Origin of the sequence: Endozoicomonas sp. (genome assembly GCF_051008435.1) — a bacterium.
In the GTDB taxonomy this organism is placed as follows: Bacteria; Pseudomonadota; Gammaproteobacteria; order Pseudomonadales; family Endozoicomonadaceae; genus Endozoicomonas_A.
Map to the genome: position 1 here is coordinate 24,816 of NZ_JBPCXO010000201.1, position 13,956 is coordinate 38,771.

Sequence of the window (13,956 nt, forward strand, 5' to 3'; positions counted from 1 at the left end):
GGTGGCTTTCACTCTTTACTATGAAAATGCCGCTATTTCGGGCTCTGTAGTCATTTTCATGGTTCGGGGTGAGCGGCATTTCCGGCTCATGGCTGTTTCAATAATAGACGGGATATAAAAAAGCCCCTGAAGGCAGGGGCTTTATGCTGATCAGCTGTTAGCTTTATCAGGGTTGAAATGCTCACGCATTTTCTGCAGTAGATAATAGAACAGTGGAATCAGGATTGTGCCGAAGATAGTGGCCGCCAGCATACCTGACATGACGGTTGTACCAATGATCCGACGGCTTGCTGCACCGGCACCACTGGCAAATACCAGAGGTAACACACCCAGCACAAAGGACAGGGCTGTCATCAGTACGGCACGAAAGCGCAGTTCCGCAGCGTCAGCGGCAGCATCAAAGATACTTTTGCCTTCTTTCCTTTGTACCATGGCAAATTCCACGATCAGAATGGCGGTCTTGGCGGCAATACCTATCAGTAACACCATACCTATCTGGGCATAAATATCATTAGCCATCGAAGGTATCAATAATCGGAATAAATTGATTCCGGCAAAGGCTCCAAAGATAGCAATAGGTACTGCAATAATAATGGCCACAGGCATGGTCCAGCTTTCGTACTGGGCTATCAGGAACAGATAGACAAACAGGAAGGCCAGGGCAAACAGCAGAGGTGCTACGCTGCCCGCCTCAATCTCCTGCAAAGATTGTCCCGACCACTCAAAGGTGTACCCATCCGGCAGTGTCTTGGCCAGATCTTCCATGGCTGTAATGGCATCACCCGAACTAAAGCCCTGATTTGCCTTACCGCTGATGCTGGCAGAACGATACAAGTTGTAGTGGTTGATACTGCTGGGGCCAAGAATGGGCTTCAGTGAGGCAACGGTAGTCAGGGGGACCATCTGGTTGTTGAGGTTTTTGACATAAAATTTGCTCAGGTCTGAAGGATTGGCCCGGTACTCACTTTCTGCCTGCAGCTTCACCTGATAGGTTCGACCGAACTTACTGAAGTCGTTGACATACAGGGAGCCCAGTTGGGTTTGCAGGGTCATGAAGATTTCAGACAGTGGAATGCCCTGTGCTTTGGCCTTGTTGCGATCTACTTCCAGAAAGTATTGAGGTACGTTAGAACGGTAGGTACTGAATACCTGTGTCATTTCGGGGCGCTGGTTGGCCTGATAGATCAGGCCGTTAAGCACCTGGCCAAGTTGTTGGGGCGTCCGTCCAAGAGTATCCTGAAGCCTGAAGTCGAAACCACCAGAAGAACCCAGACCCGGTATGGGAGGGAAGGCAAAAGCCATCACCTGAGCGTCCGGCAGTGTCCAGAGCTTACCCTGTATCTTTCTCAGAACCGCTTGCTGTTGCTGCATGACGTCAGGGCGGTCTTCCCAATTGTTGAGAACAACAATGGCCATGGCGTTGTTGGAGTTCGAGCCACCCATTATACTGAAGCCGGAAACACTGATCACACTGTCTACATCAGGTTCACTACGAATGATGTTGGTAATGTTCTCCATGGTGGCTTCTGTCCTGTTCAGGGATGCCGCGTCTGGCAGTTGAACATCAACTACGAAGAAGCCCTGGTCTTCATCGGGAACAAAGCCGGATGGCGTGTTGCTGAACAGGAAGCCGGTAGAAACCATCATGATGGCAAACAGGCCTATGCCTAATATGCCTCTTCTCAACAGCAGCGTCACCCAGCTTTTGTAGCCACCGGTCATCCTCTTGATAAAGTTATCAACAGGAACCAGCCACTTAATGTGCCCCATCTTGCCTTGTTTAAGCAATGTCGCACAAAGAGCCGGGCTCAGTGTCAGGGCGTTTATAGAAGAGATCAGAACGGCTACAGAAATGGTGATCGCAAATTGTGAATAGAGGCCCCCCGTAATACCTGGCATAAAGCCTACCGGTACGAATACCGCGAGCAATACCAGGGTTGTGGCCACAATAGGACCTGATACTTCTTTCATGGCCTTGCTGGTGGCTGCAGCTGGACTCATCCCTTCTTTAGTGATTAATCGCTCGACATTCTCTATGACGACAATGGCATCATCTACGACCACACCTATCGCGAGTACCAGCCCGAACAGAGTGATGGTGTTAATGGAAAACCCAAGGACTTTCATGACGGCAAAGGTACCAATCAGAGAGACCGGGATAGCGATTGCAGGAATCAGTGTTGCCCGCCAGTTCTGCAAAAACAGGAAGACCACCAGTACTACAAGAGCTACCGCCTGGAGCAGAGTAATGACTACTTCCTTGATGGACTGGTCAATAAACTGAGTGGTATCAAACTTGATTTCATACTCGATGCCTTCTGGCATACGAGCTGAAAGCTCTGCCATGGTGGCTTTTACATCTTTGGCCACTTCCATGGCGTTCGCATCAGGTTGCTGATAGATAACCAGAAAGGCCGTGTCATCATTGTTGAATTTGGCTACACCATCGTAACTCTGGGAGCCCATTTCAACTCTGCCGATATCCTTGATACGCACATAAGAGCCATTAGGGTTGGCTTTAATAATGATGTTGTCGAACTCTTCAGGATCGCTCAGACGTCCCTGGGTTTTTATGGTGTAGGTGAACTGTTGGTCTGCCCGGTTAGGAGCCTGACCCAGTTTACCCGCAGCAACAATAACGTTTTGCTCATTCAGAGCGTTGGATACGTCTGATGTCGTGATGTCCAGCGAGGCCATGCGTTCAGGGTCAAGCCAGATCCGCATGCTGTAGATCAGGGACCCGAGAATGTCTGCCGAAGCGACACCGTTGATACGGGCCATGGGCTCTTTCAGGTAGTTGTCGGCGTAGTTATTCAGATAAACGCCATCATACTGACCATCATGGGAAACCAGATTGATACCCATCAGCATACTTGAAGATTTCTTACTGACGGTTACACCGGTTCTTCTGACATCTTCAGGGAGCGAAGGCTCAGCCACTGCTACACGGTTCTGGACGTTTACCATGGCCATGTCTTGATCGACACCCGAATTAAAGGTCACGGTAATACTGGCGCTGCCATCATTGCCTGCAGAAGACTCAATGTAGAGCATATCCTCTACACCGTTCACTTGCTCTTCAATGGGGCGAATGACTGCTTCTTCGATTGTCTCCGCGTCAGCACCAGGAAATACAGCACTGATGTTGACCTGGGGAGGAGTGATTTCCGGAAACTGAGCCACAGGCAGGGTCAGCATGGAGATCATTCCCACCAGGGTAATGACGATCGATATGACAAAGGCAAACTTGGGCCTGTTAATAAAAAACTGACTGATCATCGCAGTTACCCTTGTTTGTTAGCCTGGCTGCTCTGCTGTTGACCAGGCTGCGGCTGGGCTTTTATGCCGCCTGTTTCCGGATCAATAGTGACAATGCTGGGAGTGACCTTAACGCCAGGACGAACTTTCTGAAGTCCTTCGACAATGATCTTTTCACCGGCTTTCAATCCAGTGTTTACCACCCACATAGGACCGATACGGCGTCCCAGTTCAACCTGGCGGGTTTCTACAGAGTTATCAGCGCCGACCATCAGGACAAAACGACCGGACTGGTTTTCCTGTACTGCAGACTGGGGAATGATCGGGTGCTCGGTCTTATCCTTGCTTTCCATGATCAAACTGACATACAGGCCGGGAACAATAATTCCTTGAGGGTTAGGGAATTCAGCCCGCAGTGTCAGAGTACCGGTGGTTTCATCCACGTGAGTATCGGCAAAGTTGAAGATACCACTCTGGTTATAATCGCTGCCGTTAGGCAGACGGAGTCGCATTTCAAACTGTTGTTCTTCCGGTATGCTGCCGCCAGCACTTTCTTGCAGATGACTGATAACCTGTTTTTCATCAACCTGGAAGTTGACGTAGATGGGATCAATCGAGGTCAGGGTGGCCAGTGGCTCGCTACTGGGGGCAACGAGATTGCCTACGCTGTATTTGGCGCGACCGATCTGACCTTTGAAGGGGGCTTTGATCTCGGTATAGCCGAGGTTCAGCTTGGCAGTGTCAAGCTGTGCTTCAGCGGCCTGAACAGACGCTTCAGCCTGAGCTTCTTGACTGGTTTGGGTATCCAGGTCTGCCTGACTGATATGACCTTTCTTATAAAGATCTTTGCTGCGCTGTAGATCTTTTTTCGATTTATTCAGTTCTGCCTTGGCACTGGACAGGTCAGCTTGTGCTTTCTTAAGGTTGGCAATATAAGGTTTAGGGTCGATTTCAAAGAGCAACTGATCCTTTTCTACCGTCTGACCTTCAATGAACTCCCGCTGAGTTAAAAAACCTTCGACACGAGCGCGAAGTTCTACCGTATTCACTGCTTCGGTTCGTGCAACATATTCTTTGTAACTCCCCACTGCTTCTTGGGGAACACTGATGACTGAAACAGCAGGAGGAGGCATTTGCCTTTCTTCCTGCTTTTGATTACAGCCTGACAGTGCCAGTACGGATGCGACAAGCAAGCCGAAAGGGAGCAGGGATCTTTGTCTATTTGTGATGATCGATTTCATCGATGGCTCCGAGAGAAAGAGTCTCAAGTTCAGATTTCCGGTCTAAGGTCAGAGTCCTGTAGTATGAGTGTGCCGATACGGAGATCGCTCCGGAAAGCAATACACAGGCAATTTTAGCCTGTAAATTGTCTTAGCTGTCTGCACAGACTTATTTCAAGCATGAATACTGGCAATCAAGAGGACCAGTATTTACCTGTCTTTAATTCAGCCTGACTGCCACCATTGAGTACGAAGGAAGGTGAATATAAACGTTATTTGTGGGCGCGTTTACATTCAAAATCATCTGTTCTTCTGTAGTTGGAGCAGTATTGTGCAGAGTTGGGCATACTCATGCCGGAAAAGTGATTGGTATTGTACTCAGCTAAAGGCTGATTCCTACTATTAAATTAATATGGCGCATTTGTTTTACAGGATGTTTACTTCAAATGCGAATAATACTTTTTTACAGAGTGCTTACCGTCTCTAACCCCAAGATATATACGGGCTTCAATAAACTGTAGCCATTGTTGAAAAACTGAAGGTTTTCTAAAAAGAATGGATCAATTGAAACGAAAGTCTTCCTGAAAGTTGAGTGCTGTTTTTTGCTTCAAGACGATTTATTGGTTCATGACTGTTTTGTCTGCTGACAGACTCTCTGTAAATTTTGTACCCTGTGCTGTACCTTTAACCCCGCCATTGCCCCCGCGGGGTCTTTTTTTATTGCGGAGCTGCCAATGAGTAATGAAAATCTAGAGCTTCTGTTAATAGACGATGATATTGAGCTCTGTGAACTGTTGATCGAGTACCTGGCCACAGAAGGGTACTCTGTAAACGCTGTTCATGATGGTGAGTCAGGTGTACATGCTGCCCTCTCCGGAGAGTATCAGCTGATTTTGCTGGATGTTACCCTGCCGAAACTGAACGGTTTTGATGTTCTGAAAAAAATCCGTCAAACGTCGGATATCCCGGTATTGATGCTGACTGCTCGAGGCGATGATGTTGATCGTATTATCGGGCTGGAAATTGGTGCTGATGACTATCTACCCAAGCCATACAATCATCGTGAGTTGGTCGCCAGAATCAAGGCGATTCTGAGACGAGGCAGAACACCGGGTGCAGAAGTCGGTAATAAAGTCCTTTCTATAGATGATATCACCCTGAATCTAGCGAATCGCGAAGCCAAAATTGGTGACATTCTTCTTGAGCTGACAGCGACTGAATTTATGGTACTGAAGGCTCTGATTGAGAAGGCTGGTGAGCTGATCTCCAGGGATGAGCTGACCCAGATAGCCTTGAATCGTCGTTTGACGCTGTATGATCGTGCGATTGATATGCATGTGAGCAACGTGCGCAAAAAGATTGGCACACGGCCAGATGGCTCACCCAGAATCAAAACGGTTCGTGGTGCAGGCTACTTCTATATACGACCATGATGAATCAAGTCCGGAGAATGCTGGCCTGGCCATTCCAGAGTCTGTTCTGGAAGCTGTTCCTATGGTTCTGGCTGACCATGGTGTCGATGATGGCCGCTATGGTCATCACGGTGGCCATAACGGTAGATCCCTCGGACTTTTTGTCTGAGCGCAGGGAACTGTTCCGTGAACTGGAAATTGTTTCCAGAAAAGTTGAACGCATGGCTTCTGGCTGGGCATCTCATACACCTTTTCCTCAGTTTACGGGCAGCTATTTCTATCTCTTTGATCCAGCCGGTGAAGTGGTGGGCAGGCGAGCGGTTCCGGATGAGTTGATGTCGGCCTATGACCGAACCCATGACCGAACTGAGCCTACCATTACGTTCAGAAGTGGTGTGGTCGTCGTTGGCCCTAGAAAAGTCTGGATTGGACGCGTTCCTTATGATCTGTTTCTGACCAAGGAAATGCCCAGGCTGGTTCACTGGCGAGTGACCAAGGTACTTTCCCAGCAATGGCATCTTGTGATTATTGCTCTGGCGGTCAGTTTCCTGCTCTGCATCATGCTGGCCCGATATCTCGTTGTTCCCATCAGAAGACTGCAGGGAACCTCAAGAAGGCTGGCGAAAGGCGAACTTACTGCACGGGTAGAAGCATCTGTCCGGCAGAGAGGTGATGAGTTGGGAGACTTTGCCCGTGATTTTGATCACATGGCGGAGCAACTGGAAACCCTGATCAATAACAAGGAAATATTGCTGAGAAACGTCTCTCATGAGTTACGTTCCCCCTTAACCCGGTTGCAGATTTCTTTGGCCCTTGCTCGAAGAAAATCACCCGAGGCAGACACTGAGCATGCTCGTATAGAAAGAGAGATAGAACGGCTGGATGAGCTGATCGGTGAAATTATTCGTTTCTCCAGAATACAGCATGGCCTGAGTGAGGTGGCTTGTGAACAGGTCAATCTGGAACAGTTACTTAAGCAACTGGTGGATGATGGTGATTTTGAAGCTCAAGCCCAAAATAAAGGCGTTGATCTGATTAAAAGCCAACCCATTGAGATCTGTGGCGTTCGTGACTGGCTGAGCAGTGCTGCTGAAAACATCATTCGTAATGCCATTCGATTCACTCCGGAAGGTAGCAACGTTGAGGTGACACTGGAACAATATCGGCGAAAAGTGATTATCAAGGTGCGGGATAAAGGTCCTGGTGTTCCTGAAAATGCCTTGGAGTCCATGTTCGAGCCTTTTTTCAGGGTGGATGAAACCCGAGGCAAAGAGAACGACGGATTTGGGCTGGGGACCGCCATAGCTATGGGCGCTATTGCCAATCACGATGGCGTTATATCCGCCAGAAATGCTCATCCAGGTCTTGAAGTCACTATCAAGATACCTCTGGATAATAAGCTCAATGTATAACTGGGACCTCTCTCCAGCTGAAGCCAGGGCATCACAGCTGGAGTTGGCCAAACAGGTGGTTCAGGAAGATGACCTGTCCAAGATTAAATGGATCGCCGGTGTTGATGTGGGCTTTGAACAGCAAGGGGCGGTTACTCGAGCAGCCGTCGCTCTATTGGATTATCCCAGTCTGGTTTTGAAGGATTTCGTGATCCATCGCGAGCCTACCAAGATGCCTTATATTCCCGGTCTTCTCTCCTTTCGTGAATGTCCGGCTATTATTGAAGCTCTGGGAAGACTGAATACTACTCCAGATCTGATCCTCTGTGATGGTCAGGGCCGGGCTCATCCCCGCAGACTGGGAGTCGCCTGTCATCTTGGCGTTCTGACAGGTCTGCCTACGATCGGGGTGGCCAAAAGTCGATTGTGTGGTCAGCATGATGCTCTGCCGCAAGAGAAGGGCAGTCAGGTTGATTTGATCGATAAAGGTGAAGTGATTGGCCGAGTCGTCCGAAGCAGACAAAGTGTGCGTCCACTCTATGTTAGTATCGGGCACAGGGTTTCACTGACAACGGCTGTTGATTATGTACTGGCTTGCCTTACCCAATATCGATTACCGGAAACAACTCGCTGGGCTGATGCCCTGGCTTCAAACCGAGGGAAAGCACTTGAGAAAGCCAGGCAGCAGCTTGAAAAATCCTCTGAGAACGTGTCTGTCTAATTTTTTCGCTTTGGGCTTACTGCTATTTCTGGCAGGATGCACTCAGAATAATACCCACTCCTTCGATCAGCAGCAGTTAAATGCTTTGGTTGATCAGAATTACCTCTCTCCCCAGATCCGTGTCATGGAATTGATGCCACTGGTCAATATACAGGTCTACCTGGATAAGCCCCTTCTTCGTATTAATGGTGATGGAGAGCCCCTGTCATTTTCCTTTGATGGTAAAATGGATGCGGATCTGTTGGGTAATGCTGTTTCTGAACCCATTCCTATAGAGGTGACGGGTGAAGCTCTTCTCAGGTATGACAGTGACGATCACACCTTCTATTTCACTGAGCTAAAACTTAAAGAAGCTCGCGTTAATCTTGAGCTGGCCATGATTCAGGCTCTGGTTTTGGAGCAATTTCGAAAAGTTTTGTCAGAAGAGTTGCTGACTTTGCCGATAATACCTCTGAAAGAGGGAACTGACCTTTATCAGGCTTTGACATCGGGTCAATATTTGACCCGGGTTGAGAAAGGAAAGTGGGTTGTTTCGACCGCTTCTGATTCTGATAAATAGTACTCTCCTGGATAGCCGACTGTTACGGTCAGGCTGATTGATAACTCCGGGAAAATAGACAGCTTCATGCATGGATCGCATTTCATTCAGCCTATAAAGTGGCTGGCAGGAGTATTTCTGCTGGCTTTTGGGCTATTTCCTCAGGTAATGGCTCACCCATCACTCGAGCCCACCGTCATTACTGAAAACACCGAGAAGCTGAATCTGGCCATGATTGCCGAGTATCTGGAAGATACTCGGGGTGTCTTAAGGGTGGATGAACTTGAAAAGCCGGAATACTCCAGCCAATTTAAGCCGGTTGAGCGTGGGGCATTGAATTCCGGGACTTCTCAGTCAGTGATCTGGCTGCGTTTTGATTTGAAGTACATCTCTTATGTAGGCGAAGAATCCGGAGAGTGGCTGATTGAAGTGGCCTATCCTGCACTTGATCTGGTGACTCTCTACCTTATGGACTTTGACGGAGTCTTTCATGTATACAACAGTGGTGATAAATACCCTTTTGATATTCGTGCAGTGGCCCATCCCAGTTTCATTTTTCCTATTGAAATGTATAACGGGGACACCACTCACTTCTATTTGAGGGTAGAAACAACAGGATCCATGCAGATTCCTGTCAAACTCTGGTCTCCACTGGCTTATCTGGAGCAGTCAAACCGGGCAGATACGCTCTATGGCGCTATCTACGGTATTCTTCTGGTGATGTTGTTTTATAACCTGATGCTGTTTATTCGTATCAGGGAGCACAGCTATTTCTATTACGTCATCTATATCGCGGGCTTTTTACTTTATTTGTTGTCGATTAATGGCACGGGTATGGCGCATTTCTGGCCTGATTATCCCATGATCAATAGCGGTGCACCTTTCTTCATGAGTATTACCGGGGTGAGTGGTGTTCTGTTTGCTCAGTCTTTTTTAAAACTGTCAGAAAAGTCAGCAGTCATTAATCGTTTTTATACAGCCATGTTGATGGCGGGCTTACTGATTGTTCCATTTACTCTGATTACTCATAACGGCTTGGCTTCCAGGCTGGTGATGATTCAGGTGTTGCCTACATTACCAGTGATGATGTTGACCGGATTGTATTTTTGGCTGTTTAAAGGCGACCGCCCAGCTCGTTTGTTCTTCCTCGCTTTTGCTACCTTCCTGCTAGGAATAGGGATCTATAGTTTGATGCTTTTAGGCTTGCTCCCCAGTAATGCTCTGACAAGAAATATCATCCCCATAGGGCTTTCCATAGAAGTGACTCTCTTGTCTCTGGCTTTGGCCGGTCGTATTCGGGGTGTAAGAGAGAACAGGGTCATGGAAGAGCAAAAAGCCAAGCAGGAAGTGGATAAAACCAATCAACGATTGCTGGAAGCCGGGCGGTTGAAAGATGAATTCCTCAGTGCTGTGTCTCGCGAGCTGAAAATACCTTTGAACGAAATCAAGCAGACTCTGGAGCAGATAGAGTCGGATGGCCAGAAGGATCTCATCAAGGCGGCAAAGGGCTCGGTGAGGAATATGAGTGGGATTATCAACAATTTACTGTCCCTGAGTGAAATCCAATCGGGCTCTGTCTCGGTGAAAAACTCGCCTTTTAATATTCGAAGACAACTCAAGATTTTGGAAGACCAGTTCAGGCCTGCTTGTGTGAAGAAAGGATTGAGTATTAATACATCTGTTCATGATATGCCTGAAACGCTTTATGGGGATTCACAGAAGTTGTTTAAAGCCTTGTCTCTGGTGCTTGAGAATGCCATCAAATATACAGAGAAAGGCGGTGTCTCCCTGGCTGCAAGTACTCGGCCTCATGAGCAGTCTGGAAAAATCAGGTTGCAGGTTTGTATCGATGACACCGGTATTGGTATTGATCCTTCCTCAGGCAGAGACATATTTCAGGCATTCCAGAAGTTGGATAATGATGCTGACAAGAAATCGGCTGGGCCAGGTTTGGGACTGACCATCTGCCGTCAACTCATGCATATGATGGGGGGCACGGTTTCTTTCAGCAGCCAGTCTGAGCGTGGAACCCGTTTTGAGCTAAGTGTCACCTGCCTTGTTGAATCGCACTGAGGTCTTTTAGGACCTCAGCTAGTGAGTCAAAGACCAGCGCCAGCTGATCAGTGGCAGGCGCTTCCAGATAGGAATAGTGAAAAAATACAGGGCGATGCCAGCCAGGTCGGCAATAAGATCCGCTATAGAGAAAAAACGATACTCTGTTTGAAACTGAAGCCATTCAATCAGAAGGCCATAAGACATCAGGCTGATTACTTTCCATAAGGTAAAGGGTTTTTCTGGAATACTGGCATCAATCAGAAAAGCGAGTACCAGAAAGGCTGTGATATGCTGGAGCTTATCATTGACACCTGGAAGCGGGGCTTTATCCAGAGGCATTAATGCCAAAATCACGATAGAAGTCATAGCCAGAACAAGGCCTGCTCGAGCAAGGCTTGTGTAATACGTTTTTATAAAGGCTATCAAAGGCTCCCTCCTGTCCTATCCAGTTAGAAATAGCTTTTATTGTCATTCAAGGTTTTTTTCTGTGCCGATTCGATGAACGCGGATAACCCTGTTTATGTTGGGCTGTCTTTTTTCTGGCATTCTCTTTTCTGGCACTTTCTTTTCTGGAAAGTTGCACTTTGAGAGAATCAGGCACATCGGTTTCACTAAAATGCCCAGACTCAAGTCCTTCCAGAGTCCATTCGCCAATGCGATAGCGTATCAATCTTAAGGTCGGGTAGCCAATAGCTGCAGTCATTCGCCGAACCTGCCTGTTACGGCCTTCACGGATAGTCAACTCCAGCCAGCAATCCGGGATGGACTTGCGTTCCCTGATGGGAGGGGTTCTGGGCCAGATTTCCGGAGTCTGAATGACTCTTGCTTGTGCTGGCAGTGTGACACCATCCTTGAGCTCTATACCTTGCCTCAATTGCTCCAATGCCTGATCATCAGGTATGCCTTCCACCTGAGCCCAATAGGTTTTCTCCATCTTGTGCAGGGGAGAGCTCACCTGGTGCTGAATGTGTCCATTGTTTGTCAGCAGTACAAGTCCTTCGCTGTCTCTGTCCAAACGGCCTGCAGGATAAACACCAGGAATGGGGAGATAGTCCTTTAGCGTGCGGCGACCCTCTGAGTCCGTGAACTGTGTTAACACGTCATAGGGCTTGTTAAACAGAATCAATCTTGGTGAGGAAGAGGGTTCTGTTTTTTTCCTTTGAAGGCTTGGTTTTGTGAAGGGGCGACCTGACATTAGGCTGAGTCTCATTAGCTTTGGCAGGCATTATAAATTTATCGAAACAGAACAAAAGCCCTGAACTAAACTCTTAATGTTTAATCTCATGTAATAGAGGTTTTTGGCTTTATTAATAAGTCAGAGGCTTTTGCGATTGAACTGCGGGTTCTGGTCGCTAAGTCAGGGTATTCAGGCCTGAAGACGCAATTCAAAGCACCTGTCAGACAATGATGTGGAACATTTGTTTTGGTTAAAGGACAACCATGGGAGCCAGTAGGACTTAAGGCAATTTCGGCTTGAATTCCAGAAAGGGCAGTCAGATTTTTCGATGAATTTGATTAAATGAGTCAATTATTCGAAAACCCATCGAAAAATCTAATTCACTCTTTTGAAAGTTTCTCTCGAAAGCTTAAGTCAGACAGTCTCCTCAAAACTTTAAAAATAAAGAGGTATGTTTTGTCTGCTACATCATCTTCCTCATTACAGGAATCCAGTTTGTTTCAGCCTGTCATGCTAATGCGCTATCTGGCTCCTTTTCTTCTGGGGATTATTCTCTGGAACTGTCAGGTACCTGAAGGCATGGATGTCAAAGGCTGGCAAATCATGATTATCTTCTTCAGTACATTATTGGGCGTGATGGTTATGCCATTACCCATGTCTGCAGTGACTTTTATGGGCATTGCCGCTTTGGGGTTGACCCAGACTCTTACCCTCAAACAAGCGCTGGCAGGTTATTCAGAGCCTATTACCTGGTTGATCATATTGGCTTTTTTCATCTCCCACGGTTTTATCAAAACGGGCCTGGGGTTGCGAATGGCTTACTGTTTTATGCGTATCCTGGGTAAAAAAACCGTAACTCTGGGTTATGGTCTTGCCCTGACTGATGTAATGCTTGCTCCGGCAATGCCCAGTATTACAGCCAGAGCCGGAGCGGTGGTTTCTCCCATTATGAAATCGATTGCCGAGGTTTATGACAGCCATCCAGGCGAAACGGCAAAGCGAATGGGCACCTTTCTGACTCTGGTCGTTTTCCATGCCAATGCTATCTCCAGTGGTATGTTCCTGACTGCGATGGCGGGTAACCCTTTGGTGGTGAAACTGGCTGCAGATCAGGATATAGATATTACTTGGGGAGGCTGGGCCTTGGGGGCATTACTTCCCAGTCTGCTCTGTCTTCTGGTGATGCCTCTCATTCTTTCCAAAATTGCGCCACCAACGATTCGGGAAACGCCTAAAGCGGTTTCTCTCGCCGATGAGAAGCTTAAAGCGCTTGGAGAGTTGAAGCGTGATGAGTGGATTATGGGGGCCACCTTTGTTGGGTTGCTGACACTCTGGGTAAGCGGTCGATATCTGGGACTGGCTCCTGCTCTCGTTGCGATGGTCGGTGTTTGTATTCTCTTGCTCTGCGGTGTGCTGAACTGGGATGAGATTAAGGGAAATAAAGGGGCCTGGGATACCATGATCTGGTTTGGTGCCTTTGTTACCATGGCTCATTATCTCAGTGCTTACGGTGTAGTTTCCTACATTAGTCAGTATGTCGGGCTCTGGTTTGAGGGGATGCCAGCAGCGATAGGTCTTGTGGCTATTTGTATCATTTATTACTTTGCTCACTATTTCTTTGCAGCAACAACCGCTCAAATCAGTGCAATGTATGCCAGCTTTCTGGTAATACTGTTGGCTACCGGTGTGCCAGCCCTTGGTGCAGCATTGCTCCTGGCTTATCTCAGTAATATTTGTGCAGTAGTGACTCACTATGGAAATGGGCCCGCTCCCATTCTCTACGGTACAGGCTATGTTCCGCTAAAAGTCTGGTGGAAAGCCGGTTTCATTATGAGCATTGTTTATCTGACCATCTGGCTGACAGTGGGTACTTTCTGGCTTTCCTGGTTGGGTTATCTCTGAAAAGTGGGTGAGAGTCTGTAATCCTGTGTCAGGTTTACGCTGTTTTCAGTGATAAGTGGTGGGTGCGTCTGATTGTATTTGGATTACTGAGGTACTTTTACGGATTCTGATTTGAGAGGATAAAGGCAAAATAAGCTCCAGATAAGCTGCTCCGTAACTTATCGGTTGAGCGTAAAACCCCGTACTTTGAGTGCGGGGATGTAAGCTCGTCGGCGATAGCCGACTAATGCGGTGTTCTCTGCTGCTGAACGTACTGTTTGATGACTTCTATAGGAGCGCCAC

The 13,956-nt window shown here is 47.7% G+C and carries 10 protein-coding genes; 6 read left to right on the forward strand and 4 right to left on the reverse strand.

The window, feature by feature from the left end:
• Positions 1 to 150: 150 nt before the first annotated feature.
• Both ACR2PX_RS10085 and ACR2PX_RS10090 read right to left on the reverse strand, forming a co-directional pair.
• The gene (locus ACR2PX_RS10085) at positions 151 to 3,279 is read right to left on the reverse strand and encodes an efflux RND transporter permease subunit (RefSeq protein WP_433999230.1); all 3,129 of its coding nucleotides are present in this window, start codon (positions 3,277 to 3,279) and stop codon (positions 151 to 153) included.
• A gap of 5 nt (positions 3,280 to 3,284) precedes the next feature.
• Positions 3,285 to 4,499, reverse strand: coding sequence for an efflux RND transporter periplasmic adaptor subunit (locus ACR2PX_RS10090; protein WP_433999231.1), 1,215 nt, complete (start codon positions 4,497 to 4,499; stop codon positions 3,285 to 3,287).
• 713 nt (positions 4,500 to 5,212) lie between these two features.
• Here ACR2PX_RS10090 and ACR2PX_RS10095 point away from each other — a divergent pair.
• The 5 genes from ACR2PX_RS10095 (at position 5,213) to ACR2PX_RS10115 (ending at position 10,613) form a co-directional block, all read left to right on the forward strand.
• On the forward strand, positions 5,213 to 5,911 hold the full coding sequence (locus tag ACR2PX_RS10095; protein ID WP_433999232.1) for a response regulator: 699 nt from the start codon (positions 5,213 to 5,215) through the stop codon (positions 5,909 to 5,911).
• Entirely contained in the window at positions 5,908 to 7,302 is a 1,395-nt protein-coding gene (locus tag ACR2PX_RS10100; RefSeq protein WP_433999233.1) for an ATP-binding protein, read from the forward strand. The genes ACR2PX_RS10095 and ACR2PX_RS10100 overlap by 4 nt, the downstream gene beginning before the upstream one ends.
• Entirely contained in the window at positions 7,295 to 8,002 is a 708-nt protein-coding gene (nfi, locus tag ACR2PX_RS10105) for a deoxyribonuclease V (protein ID WP_433999234.1), read from the forward strand. The genes ACR2PX_RS10100 and nfi overlap by 8 nt, the downstream gene beginning before the upstream one ends.
• Positions 8,003 to 8,087: 85 nt before the next feature.
• The gene (locus ACR2PX_RS10110) at positions 8,088 to 8,561 is read left to right on the forward strand and encodes a DUF1439 domain-containing protein (protein ID WP_433999235.1); all 474 of its coding nucleotides are present in this window, start codon (positions 8,088 to 8,090) and stop codon (positions 8,559 to 8,561) included.
• A gap of 66 nt (positions 8,562 to 8,627) precedes the next feature.
• Positions 8,628 to 10,613 carry a sensor histidine kinase gene (locus ACR2PX_RS10115; protein ID WP_433999236.1) on the forward strand — a complete coding sequence of 662 codons (1,986 nt, stop codon included), beginning with the start codon at positions 8,628 to 8,630 and terminating at the stop codon, positions 10,611 to 10,613.
• An 18-nt stretch (positions 10,614 to 10,631) separates the two neighbouring features.
• On the opposite strand, the gene ACR2PX_RS10120 is transcribed toward ACR2PX_RS10115, so the two are convergent.
• Together ACR2PX_RS10120 and ACR2PX_RS10125 are read right to left on the reverse strand one after the other, a co-directional pair.
• Positions 10,632 to 11,021, reverse strand: coding sequence for a VanZ family protein (locus ACR2PX_RS10120; protein WP_433999237.1), 390 nt, complete (start codon positions 11,019 to 11,021; stop codon positions 10,632 to 10,634).
• A gap of 46 nt (positions 11,022 to 11,067) precedes the next feature.
• Positions 11,068 to 11,790, reverse strand: coding sequence for a pseudouridine synthase (locus ACR2PX_RS10125; RefSeq protein ID WP_433999238.1), 723 nt, complete (start codon positions 11,788 to 11,790; stop codon positions 11,068 to 11,070).
• A 438-nt stretch (positions 11,791 to 12,228) separates the two neighbouring features.
• Between ACR2PX_RS10125 and ACR2PX_RS10130 the strand changes: the two genes are divergently transcribed.
• Positions 12,229 to 13,674 (forward strand): DASS family sodium-coupled anion symporter, encoded by a 1,446-nt coding sequence (locus ACR2PX_RS10130; RefSeq protein WP_433999239.1) that lies wholly within the window; start codon positions 12,229 to 12,231, stop codon positions 13,672 to 13,674.
• The last annotated feature ends 282 nt before the right edge of the window (positions 13,675 to 13,956 follow it).